19 protein-coding genes are annotated in these 24,671 nt (G+C 72.5%); 8 read left to right on the forward strand and 11 right to left on the reverse strand.

Features of this window, described 5'->3' with window-relative positions; genetic code table 11:
* The first annotated feature begins 111 nt into the window (after positions 1-111).
* From ACZ5K7_RS16180 to ACZ5K7_RS16190, 3 genes are all read left to right on the forward strand, one after another.
* Positions 112-2,235 (forward strand): eCIS core domain-containing protein, encoded by a 2,124-nt coding sequence (locus ACZ5K7_RS16180; RefSeq protein ID WP_468913972.1) that lies wholly within the window; start codon positions 112-114, stop codon positions 2,233-2,235.
* A 119-nt stretch (positions 2,236-2,354) separates the two neighbouring features.
* Positions 2,355-3,806 carry a hydrolase gene (locus ACZ5K7_RS16185; RefSeq protein WP_468913975.1) on the forward strand — a complete coding sequence of 484 codons (1,452 nt, stop codon included), beginning with the start codon at positions 2,355-2,357 and terminating at the stop codon, positions 3,804-3,806.
* Positions 3,803-5,245, forward strand: coding sequence for an RICIN domain-containing protein (locus ACZ5K7_RS16190; RefSeq protein ID WP_468913977.1), 1,443 nt, complete (start codon positions 3,803-3,805; stop codon positions 5,243-5,245). Before ACZ5K7_RS16185 ends, ACZ5K7_RS16190 begins: the two co-directional genes overlap by 4 nt.
* A 16-nt stretch (positions 5,246-5,261) precedes the next feature.
* Here ACZ5K7_RS16190 and ACZ5K7_RS16195 read toward each other — a convergent pair whose 3' ends face one another.
* The 3 genes from ACZ5K7_RS16195 to ACZ5K7_RS16205 all read right to left on the reverse strand — a co-directional run bounded on the left by ACZ5K7_RS16195 (position 5,262) and on the right by ACZ5K7_RS16205 (position 8,658).
* Complete coding sequence (locus ACZ5K7_RS16195; protein WP_468913980.1) at positions 5,262-7,226, reverse strand: ATP-binding protein; 1,965 nt, start codon at positions 7,224-7,226, stop codon at positions 5,262-5,264.
* On the reverse strand, positions 7,223-7,882 hold the full coding sequence (locus tag ACZ5K7_RS16200; RefSeq protein WP_351696155.1) for a Pvc16 family protein: 660 nt from the start codon (positions 7,880-7,882) through the stop codon (positions 7,223-7,225). Before ACZ5K7_RS16200 ends, ACZ5K7_RS16195 begins: the two co-directional genes overlap by 4 nt.
* Before the next feature lie 125 nt (positions 7,883-8,007).
* Complete coding sequence (locus ACZ5K7_RS16205; RefSeq protein ID WP_351696152.1) at positions 8,008-8,658, reverse strand: helix-turn-helix transcriptional regulator; 651 nt, start codon at positions 8,656-8,658, stop codon at positions 8,008-8,010.
* 441 nt (positions 8,659-9,099) lie between these two features.
* On the opposite strand from ACZ5K7_RS16205, the gene ACZ5K7_RS16210 reads away from it, so the two are divergent.
* Positions 9,100-11,832 carry a LuxR C-terminal-related transcriptional regulator gene (locus ACZ5K7_RS16210; RefSeq protein ID WP_468913985.1) on the forward strand — a complete coding sequence of 911 codons (2,733 nt, stop codon included), beginning with the start codon at positions 9,100-9,102 and terminating at the stop codon, positions 11,830-11,832.
* A 223-nt stretch (positions 11,833-12,055) separates the two neighbouring features.
* Here ACZ5K7_RS16210 and ACZ5K7_RS16215 read toward each other — a convergent pair whose 3' ends face one another.
* Positions 12,056-13,291, reverse strand: a complete 1,236-nt coding sequence (locus tag ACZ5K7_RS16215) for an amidohydrolase (protein ID WP_468913987.1) — start codon at positions 13,289-13,291, stop codon at positions 12,056-12,058.
* Positions 13,292-13,460: 169 nt separating this feature from the next.
* On the opposite strand from ACZ5K7_RS16215, the gene ACZ5K7_RS16220 reads away from it, so the two are divergent.
* Positions 13,461-13,706: an antitoxin gene (locus tag ACZ5K7_RS16220; RefSeq protein WP_351696143.1), complete on the forward strand. Its 246-nt coding sequence runs from the start codon at positions 13,461-13,463 to the stop codon at positions 13,704-13,706.
* Positions 13,707-13,751: 45 nt separating this feature from the next.
* Here the strand turns inward: ACZ5K7_RS16220 and ACZ5K7_RS16225 are convergent, their stop codons facing one another.
* The 4 genes from ACZ5K7_RS16225 to ACZ5K7_RS16240 all read right to left on the reverse strand — a co-directional run bounded on the left by ACZ5K7_RS16225 (position 13,752) and on the right by ACZ5K7_RS16240 (position 18,617).
* Positions 13,752-14,690 carry an MIP/aquaporin family protein gene (locus tag ACZ5K7_RS16225; protein ID WP_468913990.1) on the reverse strand — a complete coding sequence of 313 codons (939 nt, stop codon included), beginning with the start codon at positions 14,688-14,690 and terminating at the stop codon, positions 13,752-13,754.
* A 135-nt stretch (positions 14,691-14,825) separates the two neighbouring features.
* The gene (locus ACZ5K7_RS16230; RefSeq protein WP_351696139.1) at positions 14,826-15,491 is read right to left on the reverse strand and encodes an SDR family NAD(P)-dependent oxidoreductase; all 666 of its coding nucleotides are present in this window, start codon (positions 15,489-15,491) and stop codon (positions 14,826-14,828) included.
* Between the two features lie 83 nt (positions 15,492-15,574).
* Positions 15,575-16,234 (reverse strand): DUF4328 domain-containing protein, encoded by a 660-nt coding sequence (locus tag ACZ5K7_RS16235; protein WP_468913994.1) that lies wholly within the window; start codon positions 16,232-16,234, stop codon positions 15,575-15,577.
* Positions 16,235-16,361: 127 nt separating this feature from the next.
* Positions 16,362-18,617, reverse strand: a complete 2,256-nt coding sequence (locus ACZ5K7_RS16240; RefSeq protein ID WP_468913997.1) for an MMPL family transporter — start codon at positions 18,615-18,617, stop codon at positions 16,362-16,364.
* A gap of 278 nt (positions 18,618-18,895) precedes the next feature.
* Between ACZ5K7_RS16240 and ACZ5K7_RS16245 the strand changes: the two genes are divergently transcribed.
* Together ACZ5K7_RS16245 and ACZ5K7_RS16250 are read left to right on the forward strand one after the other, a co-directional pair.
* Positions 18,896-19,168, forward strand: a complete 273-nt coding sequence (locus tag ACZ5K7_RS16245) for a hypothetical protein (protein WP_468914002.1) — start codon at positions 18,896-18,898, stop codon at positions 19,166-19,168.
* 171 nt (positions 19,169-19,339) lie between these two features.
* Positions 19,340-20,659, forward strand: a complete 1,320-nt coding sequence (locus ACZ5K7_RS16250; RefSeq protein WP_468914005.1) for a hypothetical protein — start codon at positions 19,340-19,342, stop codon at positions 20,657-20,659.
* Positions 20,660-20,795: 136 nt separating this feature from the next.
* Here the strand turns inward: ACZ5K7_RS16250 and ACZ5K7_RS16255 are convergent, their stop codons facing one another.
* The 3 genes from ACZ5K7_RS16255 to ACZ5K7_RS16265 form a co-directional block, all read right to left on the reverse strand.
* Positions 20,796-21,917: a hypothetical protein gene (locus tag ACZ5K7_RS16255; RefSeq protein WP_468914008.1), complete on the reverse strand. Its 1,122-nt coding sequence runs from the start codon at positions 21,915-21,917 to the stop codon at positions 20,796-20,798.
* A gap of 289 nt (positions 21,918-22,206) precedes the next feature.
* Positions 22,207-22,665, reverse strand: a complete 459-nt coding sequence (locus ACZ5K7_RS16260; RefSeq protein WP_351696129.1) for a pyridoxamine 5'-phosphate oxidase family protein — start codon at positions 22,663-22,665, stop codon at positions 22,207-22,209.
* 116 nt (positions 22,666-22,781) lie between these two features.
* Entirely contained in the window at positions 22,782-23,456 is a 675-nt protein-coding gene (locus ACZ5K7_RS16265; protein ID WP_351696127.1) for a hypothetical protein, read from the reverse strand.
* Between the two features lie 241 nt (positions 23,457-23,697).
* Between ACZ5K7_RS16265 and ACZ5K7_RS16270 the strand changes: the two genes are divergently transcribed.
* Entirely contained in the window at positions 23,698-24,666 is a 969-nt protein-coding gene (locus ACZ5K7_RS16270; RefSeq protein WP_468914011.1) for a formylglycine-generating enzyme family protein, read from the forward strand.
* Positions 24,667-24,671 lie beyond the last annotated feature (5 nt).

The raw sequence follows: 24,671 nt of genomic DNA on the forward strand, positions 1-24,671 counted from the left end.
GCAAGTCTGCCCGCGGTCCTGCCCCCGCGGACCTCCCGGGGTCCGGCACCCACCGGGTACGGAGGGGGGAGGCCCCTGCCGAGGCCCTTGTCGACCGAACGGGAACCGGCTATGCGCACTCAAGCAGAGAACCGCTCCACCGCGGACCGTGACGGCGACCGTCCGACACCCCGGAAAGCCGCCGTACCTCCCCCCTTGGCCGCCCTCCAGCGGTCCGCGGGGAACGCCGCGGTGACCCGGGCGATCCAGCGGGCCCGGCAGGAGGACGAGGCGGGGGAGCAGCAGGCCGAGGCCGTGCCGGTGCAGCCGCGGACGTCGGTCGCCGACGCCGTCGGCACGCCCGGTGTGCCGCTGGAGCCCCGCATCCTGCAGCGGGCGCAGAACGCCTACGGCATGGACTTCGGCCATGTGCGCGTGCACAGCGACCCGGTCGCCCAGCGCTCGGCCGAGGAACTCGGGGCCCGGGCCTACACCACCGGCCCGCACATCGTGCTCGGCGGGAACCGCGTCACCGACGAGGTGATGTACGAAGAGGTCGACCACGTCCGCCAGCAGGCCCTGGGCCCCGTGCCCGGCACCGCCAACAACAGGGGCGAGAAGGTCTCCCACCCGGACGACCCGTTCGAGCGGAGCGCCGGCTCCAACGCCCGCAAGCTGGCCCGGGGCGCCGCGCCCGACCTCGCCCTGCCCGGTTCCTCCGCACCGCCCGCCGGCGCGGTGCAGCGCAGCGCGGACGAGGACGACGCGGTGCAGCACAGCGCGGACGAGGACTTACCCGTCCAGCGGGCGCCTGGGGACGGACCCACGACGGAAGCCACGGCCGAACCGGAGGTCGCACCCGCGACCGAGCCCTCACCTCCGGCCTCGCCCGCGATCGGCGCCGCCACCCCCGTGTCCGCGCTCCCGGCCACCGCCCGCCTCGCGCGGCTCATCGTCGGCGGCACCGCCGAGATCCGGAACAAGCAGGTGCGGTCCGTCCTCGACAAGCGGGAGCGCAACGGCCCGAAGTTCACGGCCGAGGAACTCCAGTTGATCAGGACCGCCGAGGCCGAGGATCCCGGCTGGCTGCGGACGGTCGGCCTGTGCACCCACCTCGAGGCGCAGGACTACATCAAGAAGGACGACTTCCACAGCTGGCTGGCGCAGCCCAAGGGCAAGCGCCTGCTCATCGCCACCCTGCGGTGGCAGCAGCACGCCGAGGGCAAGGGGGCGGGACCGGCCGGTACGGGCCCCCGGCCGGACTACCAGCTCGGCCGCCACCACGCCATGCGCGACAAGTCGAACCCCGAGGAGGAGCGGGAGCAGCTCACCGGGGAGCGCAACGAGCAGATCTTCCAGACCTTCGTCGCGACCCTGCTCCCTCCCGGCATCTCCGACGACGTACCGAACGCCGCCGAGCACCGCAAGCGCGTGGAGCGCGGCACCGAGATCCTCACCAAGATCTTCCTGATCCTGAAGGAGGGGCTGCAGGTCTTCAACCCGAAGACCGGTCTCCACGAGGACTTCAAGGACGACGTCGCGCACGCCCTGGCCTACGGCGGCCGCGTCAACATCCGCATCCCGCAACTGGCCGACGGCCAGCACGGCTACGAACTCCCCCGGTGGCTCCACATCACCAGGGAGAACCCCAAGTTCTACGAGCCCAACGCGAAGCCCGAGGCCCCGGTGTACAAGCGCACGTACGCCACCCACCACATGGACATCAGCGACAACAAGCCCGGCCAGCCGGGCCGCTTCGTGGAGAAGGGCGGCCTGAAGGCCACCGGCCGGAACCTCATCGACCCCCACAGCCACCTCTACGGCCTGGGGGTGGGCGTCGGCGGCGCGGGAAACACGGGCTACCACGGCGGGACCATCCTCCCGGACGAGTCGCACGGGCATCTGTTCATGGGGTACAAGCCGCCGACCGGCAAGCGCGACGGGGCACTTCAGGTCGGCATCGAGACCGCCGGGCCTGGCGGCCGGACCCCCGAGGGCTACGAACACAACTGGAAGAGCAGCGAGAAGACCGCCAACCCCTTCAGCAACTTCGGCGGCCACAAGGACGACAAGATCGGCGGCGACGCGCCCCTCGCCGCCGGCCAGCGCTATGTCGACCTACGGCAGTTCGGCGACTGGCTGAAGAAGCTGAAGGCTCTGGAAGCGGACTGGAAGACCGAACTCGCCAAGGCCACGACCCATGAGGAGAGGGCGGCCCTGTACCGGGACCTGATCGGCAAGCGCTCCGACGCGTAGAGCGCCCGCACCCACCGCACCCGGCACCGTCCGCGGGGGCAACGAGTCCGGCCCCTGCGGCACCGGGGTCTGCCCCGCGGTCCGCTGCGCCGGCTTCGCGCTCCGCATAGCGTCGACGCGTGAGCCTGTGGACTTCCCTGGAACCCGCCTCCGCGACCGTGGACCCTGGGTCCTCGACCCGCGTCCGTCTGCGATTGCGGAACACGGGTGACGTCGTCGACGAGTACCGCTTCGAACCGGTGGGCCCCATCGCCCCCTGGACGACCGTCGAGCCTCCCACGCTCCGGCTCTATCCAGGCACCACGGGCACGGTCGAGCTGACCTTCGCCCCGCCCCGCACCCCCGACGCGACAGCGGGCCCCAACCCCTACGCCGTCCGCATCACCCCCACCGAGCACCCCGAGGCCGTCACCGTCCCCGAGGGCAACCTCACCATCACCCCCTTCACCGAGATACGGGCCGAACTGGTCCCGCCCACCGTCAAGGGCCGCTTCCGAGGCCGCCCCAAACTCGCCATCGACAACCTCGGCAACACCAGACTCACCGCCTCCATCGGCGGCAACGACAACGGCGACCAACTCGCCTACGACATCCACCCCAGCAACGTCCAGATCGAACCCGGCCGCGCCGCCTTCATCAAGGCCACCCTCAAACCCCGGCGGATCATCTGGTTCGGACCGAAGGAACAGCGGCCGTACCGGCTCACCGTGCAGCGCTCGGGGCTCACGCCCGAGCCCGTCGACGGGACGTACATCCAGCGCGGCTTCCTGCCCCGCTGGCTGGCCACCCTCTTCGGCACCCTGCTGGCCCTCGCCATCACCTTCGCCCTGATCTGGTTCAACTACAAGCCGCAGGTCAAGAGCCTCGCCGAGGAGCAGATCCAGGAGGCCGGGGTGAGTTCCCTCGCGCCCAGCCCCTCGGCCACCCCGACCCCGCCGCCGGCGCCCAGTGTCACGGCCTCCACCGCGCCCGTCACTCCGGACGCCGGGGACGGCGGCAACGGAGGCGGAGGCGGCGGGGGAGGCGGAGGCGGCGGTGCGACAGCCACGGTGACCGCCAAGCCCAAGCAGGACACCGCGGCGACCGCCGTGAACCGCCTCGCCGCCGCCGACCCGTCCGGGCGGCACATCTGCTACCGCGCCTACGTCCAGGGCACCGGCTGGCAGAAGCCCGTCTGCGACGGCACCATGGCCGGCACGGTCGGCAAGAACACCCCGATCAAGGCCATCAACCTCGCGGTGTACGGCGTCCAGGGCTCCGCCGCCAACGCCTTCGTCTACAACCCCCAGTCCACGGACGGCAAGGGCAAGTGGAATCCGAACTGGACGGCGATCATGCCCGACGGCAAGGACAACTACATCGGCAGCACGAAGGCGGCCGACCCCTACATCGAGGGCTTCGCCTTCAACGTCGGCAGCGGACAGGGCTGCAACTACGCCAAGGTCCGCGACCACGACTGGGGCGGCCAGTGGTGCCAGGGCGCCCGCAGCGACAACAACGCACTCGATTTCGTCGGCACCCTCGACAACACGCTCTGGCTGGAAGCCTTCAAGCTGACGGTGCCCGCATGACCCTCTGGACCTCCCTGGAACCCGCCTCCGCGACCGTCGACCCGGGCAACAGCACCCGGGTACGGCTGCGGCTGCGCAACACCGGCGACGTCGTCGACGAGTACCGTTTCGAACCGGTGGGCCCCATCGCCCCCTGGACGACCGTCGAGCCTCCCACGCTCCGGCTCTATCCAGGCACCACGGGCACGGTCGAGCTGACCTTCGCCCCACCCCGCACCCCCGACGCGACAGCGGGCCCCAACCCCTACGCCGTCCGCATCACCCCCACCGAGCACCCCGAGGCCGTCACCGTCCCCGAGGGCAACCTCACCATCACCCCCTTCACCGAGATACGGGCCGAACTGGTCCCACCCACGGTCAAGGGCCGCTTCCGAGGCCGCCCCAAACTGGCCATCGACAACCTCGGCAACACCAGACTCACCGCCTCCATCGGCGGCAACGACAACGGCGACCAGCTCGCCTACGACATCCACCCCAGCAACGTCCAGATCGAACCCGGCCGCGCCGCCTTCATCAAGGCCACCCTCAAACCCCGGCGGATCATCTGGTTCGGACCGAAAGAGCAGCGACCTTACGCGCTCACCGTGCAGCGCGCGGGCGTCAATCCACAGCCTGTGGACGGCACCTACATCCAGCGCGGCTTCCTGCCTCGCTGGATCGCCACCCTCTTCGGCACCCTGCTGGCCCTCGCCATCACCTTCGCCCTGATCTGGTTCGCGTACAAACCCCACGTCGGAAGCCTCGCCCAGGAACAGACCCAGGAGGCCGGGGTGAGTTCCCTCGCGCCCAGCCCCTCGGCCGGCGCACCCCTCGCCGCCGCTCCGGCGCCCTCCCCGTCCCCGGTGGAGCAGCAGCCGGACGACGACAACGGCTCGTCCGACACCCAGGCGGGCGGGGGCGGCGGCCAGGCCCAGCCGTCCCCCAAGGCGACGAAGAAGAAGGTCCCGAAGCCGGTCGTACCGGTGTACAACGTCCTGCTGCGCAACACGACGACCAAGAAGTGCGCGGACATCCCCGGCTACGACAAGGGGACCAGCAACGGCCCGGTGCGGGAGTACACCTGCAACGAGACCACCGCGGACAACCAGCTGTGGAACCTCGAGGTGCGCTACTCGAAGGACGGTCCGGGCTCGGCCGCGCTCTTCCAGATCCGCAACGTCAAGGACCAGTTGTGCATGGACCTGTCCAACTACGGGTCGGCCAAGCTGTCCTCGCCGATCACCGAGTACAAGTGCGACGGCACCAAGGCCGACAACCAGCTGTGGTGGATCGACAAGCAGCCCAGCGGCGCCTACTGGATCCGCAACTTCGCCAGCAACAACCTCTGCCTGGACGTGGCCGGCTACAGCACCGGCGCCAACGACACCAACCTGACCCTCTACTACTGCTCGGACACCGACGACCAGGAATGGCAGATCGTCCCTCCGTCGGGCGACTAGCGAACCCAGCCGTCGGTCACCAGGTGCCCGGTACCAGCCGCCCCGCCTTGCGGTACTCGCGGCGGGCGCCTTCCAGCAGGTTCGCCGCGGTGACCGGCTCCCCGCAGCCCGCGGCGAAGTAGGCGGCGGTGACCACCGCGCTGCGGATGGCGCCGCCGGACAGCTCGAAGTCACGGGCCAGCGGACCGAGTTCGATGTCCGGCTCGCTCGGCACGTGCACCAGCCCGTGCCGCCACAGTGCCAGCCGCTGCTCCTCGTCCGGGAACGGGAAGTCGATCACCAGGTCGAGGCGGCGGGTGAAGGCCTCGTCGATGTTGGCGCGCAGGTTGGTGGTGAGCAGCGCGATGCCGTCGAAGGCCTCCAGGCGCTGGAGGAGATAGGCCGACTCCAGGTTGGCGTACCGGTCGTGCGCGTCCTTGACCTCGGAGCGCTTGCCGAAGACGGCGTCGGCCTCGTCGAAGAGCAGCACGGCGTCGGTGCGGTCGGCCTCGGTGAAGATGCGCTCCAGGTTCTTCTCGGTCTCACCCACGTACTTGTCGACGACGGAGGAGAGCTGGACGACGTACAGGTCCAGTCCCAGCTCGGCGGCCACCACCTCCGCCGACAGGGTCTTGCCGGTGCCCGACTCGCCGGCGAACAGGCCGAGGACTCCGCGGCCCCGGCCGCCGCCCGCGCTCAGCCGCCAGTCACCGAGCACCCGGTCGCGGTGGCGGGCGCGCAGGGCCAGTTCGCGCAGTTCGGTGAGCGGGCGTTCGGGCAGCACCAGGTCCCGCCAGCCGACGGCGGGCCGGATCCGGCGGGCGTGCTGTTCGAGCCCGGACGCCGACTGCTGACGGGCGGCCAGCCGCAGATGGCCGGCGGCCAGCGGGGTGCCGTCGAAGGCGGCCAGCGCCAGCGCCGCCCGGGCCGCGCGGGCGAGCCGGTCGCCGCCCAGGTGGTACGGGGCGACGGTGGCCGCGAGGTCGAAGCCGGAGGTGTCGGGCAGTACGGCCGCCCAGGCGTCCACGGGCGCGGTGCGCCGGGACGGCACCTCCAGGACGAGGGGATCGCGGTGGTCGCACCACTGGGGGTCGTAGGCGTGGGGGCTGGTGATCAGTGCGGTGACGTCGCCCGCACCGCTCAGCTTCCGGGCGAACTCCCGGGGCTGTGCCGCGTCGACGAGTACCGCCCGGCCGCCCAGCCGGGCCTCCCGGAGCACCTCCATGAGGTGCTCCTCGGGGCCGGTGTAGTGCAGGACCTCCACCCCGGCCAGCCGCAGCGCGGCCGTCGCACGGCCGAGGCCCTCGCCCTCCCGGCGCTCCCGCAGATACCCGAAGAGCGGCCCGGCGGCGATCCGCCCGGCCAGCCGCCGTACGAACCCCTCGTCCTCCTCGGCACCGGCTTCGCTGTCGTACGACGGTGCGCGCAGGTGTCCCGCCAGGGCCGGGTCCGGGGTGTCGTCGCCGAGGAGGTGGGACAGAACCCGGTCGGGGACCCGCAACGAGCGGCTGAGGAAGGGGCGTTCGGGCTCGTCGACGGTGAGCAGGCCGAGCGCGGTGAGCGGGGCGGTGGGGTGGAAGCGGGCGCGGGCCTCGGGGAGGTGGGCGGGGACGCCGTACAGGTCGAGGGCGAGGGCGATGGTGGCGCGACGGCGGCCGACGTCGTCGTTGAGGTAGCCGTACAGCGGCTCGAAGGTGCGGTCCAGGTCCGGGGCGAGCGCGATGAGCAGGATCGTGGTGTCGAGCGGGTCGAGGCGGAGACGGCCGGCGAGTTCGGCCAGCCGGTCGGTGAAGTCCGCTTCCAGGCCGGGGAGTTCGGCGGGCGTCTCCGGGCGCAGGAAGTGCCTGACCGCCTCCTCGGAGAGGTACAGGCCGCGCAGCGGGTCGGTGGCCGTCGGGTCGCCGGCCGAGCGGTGGGCGACGAGGGCGGCGGCCCGGTCCCGCAGCCCGGACAGCCGGGCGAGGAGCGGGGCGACCGGCGTCAGGGAGACGTCCAGGGTCACGCCCGGGTCCTCCGGGCGGCCTTGGCCTGGGCGACCTGGCCGGGCCGGTGGGCCCGCTCCTCAAGGACCGGGGCGGACTCCTCCAGTCCCCCACGGACACGGACGGCGGCACCCTCGGTGACCGGCGGACCGGCGTCGTACTCGGGGTAGGCCGGGAAGGGCGCCGTGATGACGACGTCCAGGGACGGCTTGAGCTCGCCGCCGAGCGCGGACCAGATCTCGGCCAGGGAGCGGGCCTCGGTCTGGATACCGGCCACCGAGAGGGACACGGTCAGACCCAGTGCGCGCAGGGAGTCGGGCAGTTCGCCCGGATGGATCAGCTCCCTCGGGATCAGGGTCGCCAACACGGCGCTGATCAGCCGGTGTTCGTCCTCGGGCCGCTTGGTCCACGCCGTCACCAGGTAGGACAGCCGGAACCAGCGGGGCGGCTGCCGGCGCTTGACGACGACGTCCCGGTCGTCCCGGACGTCGATGTGCCCGCGCTGACGCCGCTTCACATCCTCCCGGATGTCGTACAGATAGCTGTTGATCACCGGGCCGTTGCGGCGGGCCGCCCAGTCGCGGGTCGGGGCGTCGAAGGAGACGTCGATGCCCGCACCCTCCAGCGCACCGCCGGTCAGCAGGTTCCGCAGCACCTGGTCCACCTCGTGGATCACGCCGTACTCACCACCCCATGGACCTGTCCGCACTCGCGTCCATCCTGCCCTTCGCCCCCGCCGCGCCCGCAGGAACGGCCGGGCAGACCGCGTTGCCCGGGAACCGGTGGGTACTGCCCGTTCGGTCAGATGTAGCCTTCCCGGAGGGCATGGGCCACGGCGTGTGCCCGGTTGCGCAGATGCAGCCGGGTCGTCAGCCCGTGCATGACGTTCTTGACGGTGCGCTCGGAGTAGGACAGCTTGCTGGCGATCTCACCGGTGTCGAGTCCCTCGGCGACCAGCCGGAGTACGTCCACCTCGCGGGCGGACAGCCCGGAAGCCGGGGCGCCCGGGCGGCCGGCGGCACTGCGGTGCAGGGTGCCGACCTGGTTGATCAGCCGGCCGAGCAGGTCGGCGGGCAGGTCGCCGTCGCCGCGGGCGGCCGCCAGCACGGCCTGCACGAGCCGGAGTTCGGTGGCCTCGTGCCGCCAGACGATGGCCCCGACCCCGCACTCGATCACATCGAGCAGCTCGGTCTCGCGCAGCGTCCCGACCACGAGCACGGCCCGCGCGCCCTCGCTGCGCACGACGCGGCGCAGCCGGGTCAGCTCCGGCTCGTCGAGGCTGTCGCTGATGAGCAGCGCGACCGTGCCGGGGCCGGTCTCGGACTCGTCACGCAACTCGATCTCCGGGTGCCGGCGCAACTGGCTGAGCGCGCCTTCACGGGAGATCGGGTCCGGTGCGTACACCGCGACGGGCGTGCGGGTGACCGACGCTAATGAGCTGTTGCTGATCAACCGCTTCCCCTATGTCCACGTGCCCATCACCCCTGAGGGAACGGTGACGGGCGGGAATACACAGCCTGGTGGGACCAAAGGGGCAACGGCAATCGTGGACGACCACGAGATGGACCACGAGATGTGGGGGAGTGCGTCGGTCCGTGGCTCGCTGCGGGTGCGTCGTGGCTGGTCGCGCCCACGCGGCGGCAGCCGCATATCGACCACAGCCCCGCGCCCCTTTCGGGTCGAACCGGTGGACCCGCCTTCTTGGGGGCGCGGGGAACCGCGCGAACAACCCCCACCGGCCCGCGGTCGCCCACGGCACCAAGCACCCCCGAATGTGCCAACCCGGCAACAAACCCCCAGCCCACCCCACCACCCCACAACCTCTCCCGCCCCCGCCCCCTCTAACCCCCCGAACACCCCCCGAACCGACCAGCGCACCGCGAGGAGCCAGGAATGACGCATTCGTGCCCTGAACTCGCCGACGCCATACACCTGTTGGCCGAGGAAGCCGAGCGCACGCGGTCCGGGACCGGCCGTCTCGTACTGCTGCGGGGCGCCACCGGAACCGGCCGTACCAGCGTCCTGGAGGCCGCGGCCGAGCACGCGGCCGGCCTCGGTCTGAAAACGCTCCGCGCACGCTGTTCGCCCGCCGACACCGCCATCTCCTTCGCCACCGTCCTGCAACTCCTCGGCCCGTCGCCGGAGTTCGCCGATCTCGCGGTGGACGGCGACGAGCGGGCCACCGCCGCCGGACTGTGGCGCGTGCTGCGCGCCTACGCCGAGGACTCACCGCTGCTCGTCGCTGTGGACGACGTGCACCTCGCCGACGCCCCCTCGCACCGCTGGCTCGTGGAGTCCGCCCGCCACATAGACCGCTTACCGATCCTCCTGGTCGTCGGCGAACGCAGCCAGTACGACCTCGATCCGCCCACCCCCGGCTTCGCCCACACCCTCCCCCCGGCGCTCGTCCGGACCCACACCCTCGCTCCCTTCACCCCGGAGGCCGCGGCCGGCCGGGTGCGCGACGCCTTCCCGGACGCGGACCGGACCTGGGTGGACGACTGCGTGCGGGCCGCCGGCGGCAGCCCGCTGCTCCTGCGCGCTCTGCTCGACGACCTCCGCGAGGCCCGGCACCCGGCGGTGCCCACCGCCACCGCCGCCCTCTACCCGGGCGCGTACCCGGCCGCGGTCCGCTGGTGGCTGGACAGTTCGGGACCGGCCACCACCGAGGTCGCCCGTGCCCTCGCCGTCCTGGAGGAGAACACCGGCGCCGAACTGCCGGAGATCGACATCACGCCCCTGCTCGCCGAGCTGGCCGGCGCCGACCCGACGCGGGTGGCCGGGTGGCTCACCGCCATGACCAACCTCGGCCTGCTCACCCCCGGCACCGACGGCCGCCCCCGCTACCCGCACCCCCTGCTGCGCGACGCGGTCCTCGCCGGTGTGCCCGCGGCCCGCCGCCAGGCCGCGCACCGGGCGATCGCCGAGGCCATGCTCCGCCAGGACGCGCCCGCCGAGGCCGTGGCCCGGCAGCTGCTGGCGGCCGGCCCGGTGCACGCCCCCTGGGCGGTGTCCCTGCTCAAGGACGCGACCGCGCTCGCCCTCTGCGACGGCCGGCCCGCGGACGCGGTCGGCTATCTGCGCCGGGCCCTGGAGGAACCCCTCTCCGACGACCGGCGGCAGCGGCTGCTGACCGAGCTGGGCTCGCTGGAGTACGCGGCGCCCCGCTCCTCCGCGGCGATCCCCCGGCTCGCCGAGGCGGTCCGGCTGCCCGCCGCCCCGCAGGACCGGGTGCGCGCGGCCGTCGCCCTCGGCACCGCGCTGACCGGCCGGGGCCGCACCCGCAAGGCCGTCGAGCTGCTGCGGTCCGTGGACGGCGAGCTGAACGAACACCCCGACCTGGTGCGCACCCTGCACACCGCCACCGTCCTCCTCTCCGACCAGGACCAGGAGCTACGGCAGGAGGTCTACCGCCGGCTGTCCGAGACCGCCGAGCGCTCCCCGGAGCTGGTCGGCACGGCCGGGCAGGCCCTGCTGGTGCGGCACGCCGCGTCCGCGGGCCTCACCTCGGCCCGGGACGCCATGCGGCGGCTGCGTACCCTGCTCACCGAACCCGCCGACCCGCTCACCGAACCGTTCCTGGTCGGTACCGCGGCCACGGTCGCCCAGTGGGCCGACGAACTCGACGAGGCCGACCGGCTGGTGGCCCGCGGGCTCGCCGGACAGCGCCCCGACCTGCTGCATCCCATGCACCAGGCCCTGCTCAACAGCCGGTCGGACATCGCGGCGGCCCGCGCCGACCACACACGCCCGACGGCCGTACCCGAGTCGGTCACGCCCGGCAACGTCCATGCGCACGCCCTGATCGCGCTGGTGGAGACCGGCCGTATCGCACAGGCCGAGAGCCTGGTCGCCGGGCTGGACCTGCGGGAAGCGCCGGACTCCTGGGAGCTGAACCGGTTCCTCTACGCGCGCGGAGTGGTGCGGGCCGCCGCCGGTGATCCGGCGGCGGCGCTGCACGACTTCCTGGAGTGCGGCCGCCGCCAGTCCGCCCGTGAGGTGATCAGCCCGGTGGTCACCCCCTGGCGTACGGCCGCTGCCGAGTGCCGGCTGGCCCTCGGCCGCCCCCTCGAAGCCATCGCCCTGGCCGAGGAGGAACTGCGGCTGGCCCGGGTCTGGAACACCCCGCGCACGGTGGGCCGGGCTCTGCGCGTTCTCGGTACGGCCACCGGCGGCCGCCGGGGTCTGGAGCTCACCGAGGAGGCCGTGGCGCTCCTGCGGGACGGCGGGCCCGCCGGTACCGAGCCGGCGCTGGCCCTGATCGCCCTGGGCCGCCAGCTGACCGCCGCCGGCGAGGGCGTCCGGGCCCGCGACTGCCTGCGGGAAGCCGTGGAGCACGCCGAACGCCTCGGTGCCGTACGGCTGGTGGAGCTGGCCGAGGGGATACTGCGGAAAGGTGGCGCCCGCTCCCCCAGACGCCGTACGGGCACCGCCTCCCTGACCGGCAGCGAGCGCCGGATCGCCGAGCTCGCCGCCGAGGGCCGCACCAACGTGGAGATCGCGGCCCTGCTCCATCTGGCCCGCCGTACCGTGGAGACCCATCTCACCCACACGTACAGGAAGCTGGGCATCCGCCGACGGGCCGATCTGCGCCCGGCCCTGGATCAGGGCGCCCCACGCCAGTAGGGGTCCAGGGCGTCCAGGGCGCGGTCCTGGTCGCCGGTGAGCGCGGCCCCCTGGAGAGCCTGGTCTACGCCCTGGGCATGGCGGCCCGGGACGACATCCTGGCGGAGATCCGCGCCGACCGGGCTTCCTGCCGGCCGCGCGCACGGCGGCCGGGGGGGGTGGCCGGCGATCCCGGCGCACCGGCGGACGAGCGCCCTGCGCTGACCCCGGAACGCGCCGAGCGTCAGGGCGCCAGCCAGTGGCCCGCCGCCGCGAGCAGCGCCCGGACGCCCGTCTCGATGGTGGGCTCGGGGACGGGGGCGAAGTGCGGGGAGTGGTTGGAGGGGATCTGCGGCGGTATGCCGTCGCGGACCAGGGCCTCCAGGTCGACGTCCACGAAGAGCTGGTGGTCGGCGCCGCCCACGAACCAGAACACCGAGGGCGCCCCCAGGGCCGTGCCGAAGGCCCCGAAGTCCTCGCTGTTGGGGACCGGTGACGTCAACTCGAAGGTGAGGCCCGGGAACTCGGCGGCCAGCGCGGCCTGTACGGCCTCGGTGGCGGCGGGATCGTTGTGGGTGACCGGGAAGGAGTCGATGGGGACGATCTCCGGTTCCCTCGGCGCGGCGGAGGCGGCCGCCTCGGCCCGGACGATCCGCTCGACCGCCGCCAGCACCCGCTCCCGTACGACCGCCGTGGTGGACCGCACGTTGATCTTCAGTTCGACGGTGTCCGGGATGATGTTCTCCTTGGTGCCGCCGTGGATCGAACCGACCGTGACCACGGCCTGCTGGCCCGCGCCCACCTCCCGGGAGACGACGGTCTGCAGCCGCATCACCACGGCGGCGGCCAGCACCACCGGGTCGACGGTGGCCTCCGGCGTGGACCCGTGCCCGCCCCGCCCGAACAGTGTGACCCGCATGCTGTCCGCGCCCGCCATCAGCGCACCCGCCCGGGTCCCGACCAGCCCGGCCGGCGCGGCCGCCACATGCTGGGCCAGGCAGACGTCCGGCCGCGGGAACCGCTCGGCGAACCCGTCCGCCAGCATCTTCGGCGCCCCGCCCACCTCCTCGGCCGGCTGGAACACCGCCACCACCGTCCCCCGCCAGCCGTCCCGCACGGCCGCCAACTGCCCGGTGGCGCCCAGCAGCCAGGCGACATGCATGTCGTGCCCGCACGCGTGCATCACGCCGTCGTTCTTCGAGGCGTACGGCAGCCCGGTCTCCTCCCGCACCGGAAGCGCGTCCATGTCGGCACGCAGCAGGACGACGGGACCGTCCCCGTTGGCCAGCACCCCGACCACCCCGGTGCCGCCGACCCGCTCGGTGACCTCCCAGCCCTGCTCCCGCAGCCGTTCCGCGACCAGGGCCGCGGTCCGCTCCTCCTCGAAGGACAGCTCCGGGTACGTGTGCAGATCCTCGTAGAGCGCCCGCAGTTCGGGGAGCTTCCCGGTCAGTCCGGTCAGGAGGGAGGTGATGCTCATGGCTGCGTCTCCATGGGTGGGTGACGTGCTTGCCCGTCGAGTCTCCACCGTCACCCGCCGCGGGAAACGCCCAACCGCTCCTTTCACGCCCTGTCGGACGCCGCACGCCCTGCTGAACGCCCCGGGTGCCGTCTTGCCGCGGCCGGCTCCCGGCGGGCACGATTCCCGCATGTTCGATGGACTCGACGGACTCAAGAACCTGGCGGACAAGGCGACGGACAAGGCGAAGGACCTCGCCGAGGAACACGGTGACGTCATCGAGACCGGTCTGGAGAAGGCCGGCGACCTGGCCGACGGACGCACCGACGGCAAGTACACCGAGCAGATCGACACCGGCGTCTCGAAGGCCCAGCAACTGGTGCGGCGGCTGGGCGAACAGGGAAGCGGTCAGGGCGCGGAGAAACCCGAGCCCTGACCGTGGCCGGCACCGCTCCGGCTACCGGACCGGTTGCCGGTCCGCCTATGGCTCGTCCGTGGTCGGGCGGGTCCGGCCCGGCTCCGGCAGTTCGCCCAGCTTGAGCCGGGCGTGCAGGACGTCGCCGATGAACAGGTCGTAGATCAGCACCCCGACCACACCGCCGATCAGCGGTCCGACGATCGGGATCCACCAATAGCTGCTGAACCCGGCCCCGTTCCCCGGGAACGCGAGACTCTTCCACCCGGCGAGCCAGGTGAGCACCCGTGGCCCGAAGTCGCGGGCCGGGTTGATGGCGTAGCCGGCGTTCGCGCCGTAGGACATGCCGATGGCGGCGACGGCGAGGCCGATGACGAACGGGCCGAGGTTGGACCCCACGGCCGTGTTGCGCAGGTCGATGACCGCGACGACGAACATGACCAGGAACGCCGTTCCCACGATCTGGTCGATCAGCGGCCCCCAGATCCCGCCGTGGAAGTACGGCGCCGGGAAGGTGGCGAAGATGGAGAAGGTGGCCTCGGTGTGCCCGCCCACCTTCGGCGGCTTCGACGCGGCGTCGAACGCGTTGATCGCGTCGTGGTAGACGAGGAAGACCAACGCGGCCCCGGCGAAGGCGCCCAGCACCTGCGACACCCAGTAGGGCACCACCTTCGCCCACGGGAACTTACGGCGCACGGCGAACGCGAGCGTCACCGCCGGGTTCAGATGGGCGCCGCTGACACCGCCGGCCACGTAGATGGCGAAGGTCACGGCCAGTCCCCAGCCCCAGGCGATCAGGAGCCAGTCACCGGCGGCCAGGAAGATCGTCGTGGGGGTCTCCGCACGCCCCGACCCGGGCAGTGCCGCGACGGCCATCGCCACCACACCGGCTCCGAACGCGAGGATGACGAAGGTCCCGAGAAACTCTGCCAGGCACTCACCGAGCAGGCCTCCACGGCTTCTGAGCCGGGAGGGCTTGAGGAGAGGAGATATTTCCACCGCCATCGCTGGCCCCCTTTAGCCATCGCTGGCTCCCTGAGAGGAGCAATCGGGCCGAACACCATATTGACCCACAAATGATGTTCGCGCAGATCGGCCCATCCCGCCCGACGGGGGTTACCGTTCGTCCCTCGCCAGGGGCTATCCGTCGAGGTCGTCGGCGTAGTGCCGGAATCCGTGCCGGTCGCGGTGGATCGCCCAGAGCGCGTCCGCGAGCACCGCGGGGTCCTTGCGCGCGTGCCCCGTGACGATGGCCCCGGGAATGACCAGTTGCGCCACGTGGATCCCCTCCCCGGCGAGCCGGTCGTGCAGCAGATGCCCGTAAGCGCTCTCGGCGGCGAAGGCGATGGAGGTCCCGGCGCGGTCCGGATGCGGGATGACGGCCGTGCCGCCGTTGACGAGGAGGATGGTCCCCCGGCCCAGCTCCCGCATCCCCGGCAGCACCTGCTGCACGGCGGCGACGGGCCCGTACACCGAGAACTCGACCGGCCCGAGCAGATCCGCATAGGTGGTCTCCAGCACGGGCCGCATGAAGTCCCGCTGCGGGACGGGGCTGTACTGGAGGATCTCGATGGTCCCGAGCTCCTCGGCGGCCCGCTCCAGGGCAGCGGCGAGGGCGAGCGGATCGCGTACGTCGGCGGCGAACCCGCGGGCGTCGACGCCGAGGCCGGAGAGCTCCTCCGCGATCCCGTCGAGCCGCTCCCCGTCCCGGGCGATCAGCGCGACGCCGTACCCCTCCCGCCCGAACCGCCGGGCGACGGCGGCCCCCAGCCCCGGCCCAGCACCCACGATGGCGACACTGCTCACGACGTGACTCCTGACGGCTGAGGCGGCGAGTTCGTACCTAGCTCCGTACCGCGCCGCCCCCGACTTCACACGTGCGCCCCGCCCTACACCCGGACGATCCCCTCGCCCTCCCGCTCCGCCTGCACCCGGGTGACGGCCCGTATGGCGAACGCGCCCGCGACGGCGGCCGCGACGAGCGCGAGGTCGGAGAGGACGAGCGGCCAGACGTCGTCGTAGGCGCGGGCGATGAGTTCGTCGGTGGTGTCGCTGCTCAACAGCCCGACCCCACTCACCAGGCCGAGCAGCCAGAACCCCCACCACACGTTGACGACCCAGGGCAACCGCCGTTCGGGTGCACTGTCCCGGAACACGTCGGCGACGATCCCGCGCGGAATCCAGAGATTCCCGAGGGGAATGACCCACCCCAGGAAAACCCAGATCCCGCTGTACCGGGGCGCCTGCCCGGACAGGAGCCGCGCGTTGTCGCGCACCCGCCCCAGCCACATCAGAAAGACGACGGCGCAGAGGACGGTCAGTACAGCCCCCGCGGAACTGACGAGGTGATACCCGTTCTCCAAGGAGGTCAGCGGCCGGTGCCGCCCGCCTCCCTGGTCCGGCACCCCGCCCGCGGGCACTCCGGCCCCGGCCAACCGCAGATCCCACACCGCCCGTACGGCCCAGGCACCACCGGCGAGCAGCAGCGCCGAGGAGGCGACGACCCCGATGGTCCGGACGGGGCTCAGGGAGATCATGTCTTCACTCACCGGGTCATCCTGGCCTGTCTCCGGCACCGAGAGCCATGGCCGTTACCACCCTGGGACAGGGCAGGCACAGTCGAGATGCCCAGGCGGTGGCCGGTACGGCGCGGGCGCCACCCGTACCGCCCGCGCGTCAGCGCCGCAGCGGCACCGGCTCCGTCACCGTCACCGTCGTACCGACCTCGTCCTCGGGCCGGTCCACCAACCGCGCCGGCGCGGGCACCTTCCGGCTCAGCCGCTCCCCCTCCACGTCGATGTCGGGCAGCACCCGGTTCAGCCGACGCGGCAGGTACCACGCCTTGTCCCCGAGCAGCGACAGCACCGCCGGCACGATGGCCATCCGCACCACGAACGCGTCGAAGAGAACGGCGATGGCGAGCCCGAACCCGATCATCTTGATCATCGACTCGCCGGCCCCGATGAACCCGGAGAACACCGCCATCATGATCAGAGCGGCGGCCACGACCACGCGTGCGCTGTGCCGGAACCCGGAGACCACCGCCTGCTCGGCACTCTCCCCGTGGACGTACGACTCCCGCATCCGCGAGACGAGGAACACCTCGTAGTCCATGGCCAGCCCGAACACGATGCCCACCAGGAATATCGGCATCATGCTCATGATCGGCCCGGTGGTCTCCACGCCCAACAGGTCCGCGCCGTGCCCCTGCTGGAAGACCAGGACGACCGCGCCGAGGGCGGCGAGCACCGAGAGCAGGAAGCCGCCCGCCGCCTTCAGCGGCACCAGCAGCGACCGGAAGACCAGCAGCAGAAGCACGATCGCGAGCCCGACCACGACCACCAGATACGGCACCAGGGCCGACTGCACCTTCTCGGCGACGTCGATGTTCAGCGCGGTCGTCCCGGTGACCTCGAAGGACGCCCCGGACGCCTTGGCCTCTACACCGCTTCGCCCGTCCCGGATCTCCCCGACGAGATCCATGGTCTTCTTGTCCGTCGGAGCGGTCGACGGCGTGGCGGAGAAGACGGCGGTGTCACCGGCGTCGTTGAACCGGGCCGCGGAGACCGACACCACACCGTCCGTGTGCGCGATGTCCTTCCTGACGACGCTCACGGCCGCCTCGGGATCCGCCGCCCCCTTCGCATCCACCACGATCGTCAACGGCCCGTTGAACCCGGGCCCGAAGCCCTTCGCCAGATCGTCGTACGCCCGCCGCTCGGTGGTCGAAGTCGACTTCGCCTCGTCGCCCGGCATCCCCAGCTGAAGATCCATCACGGGCACGGCCACGGCCCCCAGACTCACCACACCCAGCAGCAGCACGGGCAGCGGATGCCGTACGACGACCTTCGCCCACCGCGAGCCACCGTTGTCGAGCTTGCGCTGCTTGCGCCTGAACCGCTGGGAGCCGCGCCGCATACCGCGCGAGAGCACGGCGTTCGGCCAGAACCCGAGCAGCGCGGGCACGAGCGTGAGCGAGATGAACACCCCGACGAGCACCGCGCCCGCGGCCGCCAGGCCCATCTTGGTCAGCATCGGAACGCCTACGACGGACAGCCCGGCCAGTGCGATGACGACCGTGAGCCCGGCGAAGACGACCGCCGACCCGGCCGTACCGGCGGCGAGCCCCGCGGCCTCCCTCGGCGCATGCCCCTTGCCGCGCTCCTCCCGGTACCGGGACACGACGAACAGCGCGTAGTCGATACCGCAGGCCAGCCCCAGCATGGTGGCCAGGGTGCCGGTGGTGCTGGAGAGGCCGAAGGTCTCGGAGAGGGCGAGGATGCCGGTCATGCTGACGGCGACCCCGAGGATCGCGGTGAGCAGCGGCAGCCCGGCCGCGGCCAGCGACCCGAAGGTGATCAGCAGCACGACGGCGGCCACGGCGATGCCGATCGCCTCGGCCGAGCCGCCGGCGGACGGCTGGGTGGCCAGGGCGTCCCCGCCGACCTCGACGGTGAGCCCCGCGTCCCGGGCCGCGTCGATGGCGTGCTCCAGATGCGCCTTGCTGCCGTCGCTCAGGTCACTGGCCTTGGCCTTGAAGGTGACGGTCGCGTAGGCCGTCGTACGGTCCTCGCTGACCGTCTTCGCCTGGAAGGGGTCGACGGCGGAGGCGACCTGCGCGCCGGCGGAGGCCTCGTCGACGAGCTTCTCGACGGCCGCCCTGTTGGCGCCGGCGGTCACCTTCTCGCCGCCGGGCGCGACGAACACGATCCGGGCGCTCGCCCCGTCGGCGGCGGTCCCCGGGAACCGCTCCTCCAGCAGGTCGAACGCCTTCTGCGACTCGATCCCGGGCATGGTGAAGCCCCCGTCGGAGGCCTCCGGCGCCTTGCCGGCGGCGAACCCGGCGACGGCGAGCACCGCGACCCACAACAGGGCGACGAACCAACGCCAACGGAAGGCCACCCGGCCCACGTGATACAGGACAGTTGCCATGACGGGAAAAGCCTCCAGAGGCGGTACGGACGGGGATCCGGGTCTCGGACCTCGGGTCCGAACCCGAGACCCGGACCTCCCTCCCAGAAGCCCGCGTCTCCGCCCACCACCATTCCGCCGGACCCCCGGCCCTCACGAGGGAGCACCCTCCCGAAAGGGGGGTGTAGCGGGCTACCCCCCCCTGGCGCCTGCCGGTGCGGGAGCGCCGAGTGCCCGCGCCGACCGGGTGGCCCAACTCCCCTTGTCCCCATGACAGAAACACACGTCACACTGCCGTCATGCGGATATGGGTGGCGTTCATGGCGCTGGTCTTCGTACTCGGGTTGGGTTCCGCCGTCGTCAAGGCCCGTAGGGGGCGGTGGTGGGATGCCGGTTCGGTGTTTCTGCCCATCCTCGGCATCGACCTGTCGCTGCTCGGTGGCGTGAGGTGGGAGAGCCTGCCGCTGTTCTGGGCGGGGGTCGTACTGGCCCTCGCCGGCTTCGGCGCGGAGGGCTACTCCTACTGGCGGACTCGGGGAGGGAAGCGGGAGCAGGAGCCGGCGAGCCGGTGACGGGGGCTGCTTCACCCGTACGGCCTTCATGCGCTCGTGGGCGCGGCGGCGCCGGGTGAGGGTGGCAGTGGCCGCGTCCGCCGTGGCGGCGCCGATGGTCGGCACGCCCGTGCCAAGCCCTCCGTTCGACGCCGGGCTCGCGGCCCGGTCGTCGGCGAGGAGGAGGCCCGGATGGAGGACGGTGGCGTACCCGCGGACGGCGGCGCTCAGCGCACCGAGCTGGAGGAGTTGCGGGGGCGGCTGACGGCTCTGGAGAAGGAGCGGGACCGGCAGCCGTCCCGGCCCCGGCACCACGGCAGGTCCCTCCTCGGCGCCGTGCTCGTCGTCCTCGGCTGTCTCCTCGCCCCGCTCTCCGTCGTCGCCGCGTGGGCCGCCGACGTGGTGGGCGACACCAACCGCTACGTCGCCACCGTCGCCCCGCTCGCCTCGGACCCCGCCGTGCAGGACGCCGTCGCGAACCGGGCCACCGACGCGCTGATGACCCGCCTCGACCTGCCCGCCCTGCTCGCCGACGTGACCCCCGCCGACCGGCCCCGGCTGCAACAGGCGCTCGGCGGCAGACTGGGCGGCGCGCTCGAAGGGGCCGTACGCAGCTTCGTCCACGACCAGGCCCGGAAGGTCGCCGCGTCGGACGCCTTCAGGACCGTCTGGACCGACGCCAACCGCCGAGTCCACAGCGCCCTCGACAAGGCCCTCACCGGCAGCGGCGGCGGCGCCGTCCAGCTGAAGAACGACACCGTCACCCTCGACCTCGGCCCCCTCGTGGACCAGGTCAAACAGCGGCTCGTCGACGCGGGCCTGACCCCCGCCGAGCACATCCCCGCCGTGCACGCCGACTTCACCCTGGCGAGATCCGACCAGATCGACAAGGTCAAGACCTACGTACGGCTGCTCCAACTCGCCGGGAACTGGCTGCCGGTGCTGGCCGTCCTGCTGGTCGCCGTCGGCGTACTGCTGTCGGTCCGGCGCCGCCGGGCCCTGGTCGCGGGCTGTGTCGGCGTCGCCGTCACCACCGGGATCCTCGGCGTCGGGCTGAGCGTGTTCCGGGTGATCTATCTGGACCGGCTGCCCGCCGGTGTCTCCCCGGACGCGGCCGCCGCCGTCTACGACGCGCTGGTCCACTTCCTCCGGACCACCGTGCGCATGGTCGTGGCCCTGGCCGTGGTGGTCGCCCTGGGCGCCTGGCTCACCGGGCCGGGCCGGTACGCCGGGCTGGTACGGCGGCTGTGGACCTCCGGGATCGGCGCGGTGCGCGCCACCGCCGACCACGCCGGCCTGCGCACCGGTCCGGTCGGCCCGTTCGTCCGCCGTTACCGCACGTGGATCAGCTGGCTCCTGGTCGCCGTGGCCCTGCTGGTCTACCTGCTGTGGTCGTACCCCACCGGCTGGGTGGTGCTCGGCATCGCCCTGTGCCTGCTGTGCGCACTGGCGGTGGTGGAGTTCCTGGCGGCACGGAAGCCGGGGGCCGGGCAGCTCACGCGACCGGCATGAGCGGACGGGCGGGCGTTGGCCGACGTGCGCTCTTCACGAACGGCGAAGCAAGCGAGCAGCCCGGCCTCGCCACTCGGCGGAAAGCGGGGCTCCGGCTCCGGGCCGCCTGTTCTGCTTCCCGTACTTCACGGCTTGCCTAGCGGATCGCCGGGTCCCGGCTCTCGCGGACCGTCCAGCCGATCTCGCCCGGCAGTTCCCGGACGCGGCGGGTGATGCCCAGGGCGGAGGCGGCCACGGCCACCGCCGTGCCGACGCAGAGCAATGAGCCGGGGAAGCCCGCCACGGCGCCGAGCAGAGCCGGTGCGGCCAGTGCGAACGCGGCCAGCAGCCAGGCGAGTTGGCCTGCGTGCAGATCCTTGCGGAACTTCGCACGGCCGGACAGGGCGAGGCTCGGGCGGTCGGGAGAGGTGGGGTGCGGGTTGACGGGGTCGGCGAGGTACTGGCCGGCGGCATCGCGGGAGAGCTCGCCCCACACCACGTGCCCGGTGTCGGCGACGAGGGCTACGGGAAGCTCCTTCTCGATCAGCTTCCAGCGCGTCGGCAGGCACATCCAGGCCTGGTGGCCGCCGAGTTGGAGTCCGGCCTGGAGCAGGTCCGTGGTGGTGCGCGTCAGGAAGGCGCCGACGCCCGCCCGATACATAGGACAGACCTGGAGTGGGACACCACCCCCGACCGGTGACACTTCGAGCCAGCGCGTGTGCTCGGCCTTGATCGTGCCGGGCTTGTCGCCGCGCGTCTCGTACCGCTTCCAGATGGGTGCCTCGATCCGTACGCGCACGGCGTGCACCTGCCCTGCGGCGGCGTCCGCGCACAGGACGCGCTGGCGGGGGCCCAGCCGGTGCCCCAACAGGTCGGTCGCGACGCAGACGAGCAGGCAGAAGCCGGGGCCTAACCCCACGACGAGGGCGAGGACCGTCAGCGCCCCCTCGTACAGAGCGAATCCGAACCGCAGTACGGCGAGCGGCGTGACGATCGTCAGCACCGCGCCCGCCGCCAGGCCCCAGTCGTGGGGCGGCCGGCGCAGCGAGCGCGGGATCGAGGCCTGCGCCGGCACCGGCGACTCGACCCGCACCGTGGGCGCCGTCCGGCACGCGAGTATCCATCCGCCGGTGGCCAGGGCGGCGACCCCGAGGGTCTCGATGATGTCCCATCTGGGAGTGGGCGCGTCGTGCCGTACGAGGACGAGACCGACGGCGACGGCAACCGCGACGAGCGCGGCACCGCCGCACAGGCGGGTGAGGGCTGTGGCACGTCGCATGGCGCACCTTTCTCCGAGGCTCCGGTGACGGGATGGTCAGGGGAGTGGGGGGAGGGGTGCGCTCTTGCGTCTGGTTCAGGTGGGGACAGGGCATTCTCGGCTGACATCGCGGACATGTAAAGGGCGGGCCAAGCCGAAGGCTCCGCACCGACTTGAACACGGCAGCCGCGCCGACACCGTTCGCTCCGACGGAAGCGGCGCAGGAACGAACAAGAGCCTGCGCCGCCCGGGTCGTGCGCATGCCGCGCACTTCGACGAGGGGCCGCGACCAGCATGGGCCCGACATGTCCTAGCCGTCGATGTCGAGCACTGTGCCGTACAGCCGGTCCACATTCATCCGGATGACCACCCGGCGCTCGGCGACCAACTCCTCCAGGAACGCGGCTTCGTCCTCGGGCCTCCCGGCCTCCGGGATCATCCCGAGCAGTTCCCGCCCGACCGCGTCCCCAGGAACTGTCGTGCGCTCAGAGACCACGGCCTCGCCTTCGGCGACGGCGAACGACCACACGTCGCCGCCCGACACGTGCAGCGCCGCGCGTGGATCGCGCCGCAGGTGCTGGACTTTGATCCGGTCGGCCGTGGTCGAGAACCGCACCACGCGGGCTTCGGGATCCCAGCTGTACGCCATGGTCGTCAGGTGGGGGTGGCCACTGCGCTTGACGGTGGCGAGCGTGCCGAACTGCTGCCGGCCGAGCAGGCTGGAGAGGGCTTCGCCGGACAGTGAGCGGGGCGCTGGTCGTTGAGTCATGTAGTGCCCAACACCCCTGGCCAGTCGGCAATTTCATGGACTCCACGAGCCATCTGGCAACGGCGTCGCGGTCTCCCGCACCGCGTAGAAGCTGCCGGACGGGAGCACTGCAGCGGTCATTCCTCCGGCGGCTGGGCCTCTATCAGGCGTTCCGCGATGTCGTCGGCCCAGGCCTGGGCCCACAGGCGGAGTTCGGTGACGTCCTGGTCGTCCAGGCCGTGCGCGGTGAACACCCGGTCGTCGATCCACTCCGTGCCCGTCAGACGGGACTGGAGGTCGGTGAGGTCGAAGGTGTCGCGGGCGTGGCGGCGGCCGAGGTCTTCCAGGTCGGGCAGGCTCCAGCGGTCCGCCGCCGCGTGCACGACGAGGAGGTCGCGGGGCAGGCCTCGGTCGGTCAGCGCCCAGACCCGCATGCCGACGGTGTCTTCGAGGGACAGGGTCAGGCCGAGTTCCGTCCGGACCGGCGGATGCCACAGGGCCTCCTTGAGGAGGTCCACCTCGCCGGCCTCCTCCGACACGGCGTCGGTGACGATGAGCTGGGCGGAGAGCGGGTCCGTCTCGCGCATGCTCACGCGCCAGCCGTGGTCGCGCAGGACCGCGGCGACGGTCTCGGCGATCGTCCGCATCGGCGCCGGGTGCTGGGTGGCGGCCTCCAGGGTGCGGCCGGGGCGGTCGAACAGGCCGTGGGCCTGGGCCGCGTAGTCGCCGGTCAGGGCGAGGGGGTACGCGGCGCCGGCCGCCAGCAGGTCCGGCAGCAGACGGCGGTGCAATTCGCTGAGGTTGAGGTTCACGTGGCGGCCGGTGTCCTGCGGGGGAGTCCGGCGGCAGAGGGGGGTGCCATGAGGGGGATTATCGCTGGCCGGGAGGCAGCACGGGTGCCACGACTCCTCGTACGGTGCCACGACTCCCCGACTCCTCGGTACGGTGCCGCGACTCCTCGCCCGGCGCCGAGCGGCCCCGGCGCGCTCCGTGACCTGTGACCCGGGTCGCATGCGCTCCCCCCGCCACAGGTGCCTGCGGCACACTCCGCACATGGAGTCCACCCGTCCGCCGTCCACCTGCTGCACACCCGCCGCCCCCGCGGACCTCTCGACGGCACGGCCGCCTCTCTCCGGCCCCGGCGACAGTCCCGGAGGCACCGGCATGGTCGCGCTCCCCGGTGGGGAGTTCCTCATGGGAGCCGAGGACGCCGACGGCTTTCCGACGGACGGGGAGGGGCCGGTACGGGCCGTACGCGTGGCGCCGTTCCTCGTCGACGCCTGCGCCGTGAGCAACGACGAGTACGCCGCCTTCGTCGCCGACACCGGGTACGTCACCGACGCCGAACGGCTGGGCTGGTCGTACGTCTTCGCCGGGTTCCTGCCCGCCGCGCTGCGCCGGGGCGCGCCCCGGCCGCCGGAGACGCCCTGGTGGTGCGCGGTCGCGGGAGCCGCCTGGCACCAGCCGGCCGGGCCGGGCAGCGGGCTTGACGGGCTCGGCCGCCATCCCGTCGTCCATGTCTCCTGGTACGACGCCGCCGCCTACGCCTCCTGGGCCGGCAAGCGGCTGCCCACCGAGGCGGAGTGGGAGTACGCCGCCCGGGGCGGTCTGGAACAGGCCCGCTATCCCTGGGGGGACGAGCTGGACCCGGACGGGGAGTACCGGTGCAACATCTGGCGCGGGACCTTCCCCACCCGTAACACCGCCGCCGACGGATACCTGGGCACCGCCCCCGTCGACGCCTTCGCGCCCAACGGGTACGGCCTGCACAACGTGTCCGGCAACGTGTGGGAGTGGTGCGCCGACCGGTGGACGACCGACCACGGCACGGGCACCCACCACGGCACGGGCACCGAGCACGGCGCTCACACCGAGCACGGCGGCGCCCGGGTCATCCGGGGCGGCTCCCACCTGTGCCACGCCTCCTACTGCAACCGCTACCGGGTCGCCGCCCGCACCGCCAACACCCCCGACAGCTCCACCGGCCACACCGGCTTCCGCTGCGTCCGCGACGCGGGGTGAGCCCG

It is taken from the genome of Streptomyces sp. NPDC031497 (assembly GCF_055580905.1).

Excerpts from the sequence above, each read along its gene's own strand:
- ACZ5K7_RS16270 (WP_468914011.1), top strand. The coding sequence starts at position 23,698 with ATGGAGTCCACCCGTCCGCCGTCCACCTGCTGCACACCCGCCGCCCCC.
- ACZ5K7_RS16250 (WP_468914005.1), top strand. The coding sequence starts at position 19,340 with ATGGAGGACGGTGGCGTACCCGCGGACGGCGGCGCTCAGCGCACCGAG.
- ACZ5K7_RS16260 (WP_351696129.1), bottom strand. The coding sequence starts at position 22,665 with ATGACTCAACGACCAGCGCCCCGCTCACTGTCCGGCGAAGCCCTCTCC.
- ACZ5K7_RS16225 (WP_468913990.1), bottom strand. The coding sequence starts at position 14,690 with ATGGCGGTGGAAATATCTCCTCTCCTCAAGCCCTCCCGGCTCAGAAGC.
- ACZ5K7_RS16190 (WP_468913977.1), top strand. The coding sequence starts at position 3,803 with ATGACCCTCTGGACCTCCCTGGAACCCGCCTCCGCGACCGTCGACCCG.
- ACZ5K7_RS16180 (WP_468913972.1), top strand. The coding sequence starts at position 112 with ATGCGCACTCAAGCAGAGAACCGCTCCACCGCGGACCGTGACGGCGAC.
- ACZ5K7_RS16245 (WP_468914002.1), top strand. The coding sequence starts at position 18,896 with ATGCGGATATGGGTGGCGTTCATGGCGCTGGTCTTCGTACTCGGGTTG.
- ACZ5K7_RS16240 (WP_468913997.1), bottom strand. The coding sequence starts at position 18,617 with ATGGCAACTGTCCTGTATCACGTGGGCCGGGTGGCCTTCCGTTGGCGT.
- ACZ5K7_RS16215 (WP_468913987.1), bottom strand. The coding sequence starts at position 13,291 with ATGAGCATCACCTCCCTCCTGACCGGACTGACCGGGAAGCTCCCCGAA.
- ACZ5K7_RS16255 (WP_468914008.1), bottom strand. The coding sequence starts at position 21,917 with ATGCGACGTGCCACAGCCCTCACCCGCCTGTGCGGCGGTGCCGCGCTC.
- ACZ5K7_RS16210 (WP_468913985.1), top strand. The coding sequence starts at position 9,100 with ATGACGCATTCGTGCCCTGAACTCGCCGACGCCATACACCTGTTGGCC.
- ACZ5K7_RS16220 (WP_351696143.1), top strand. The coding sequence starts at position 13,461 with ATGTTCGATGGACTCGACGGACTCAAGAACCTGGCGGACAAGGCGACG.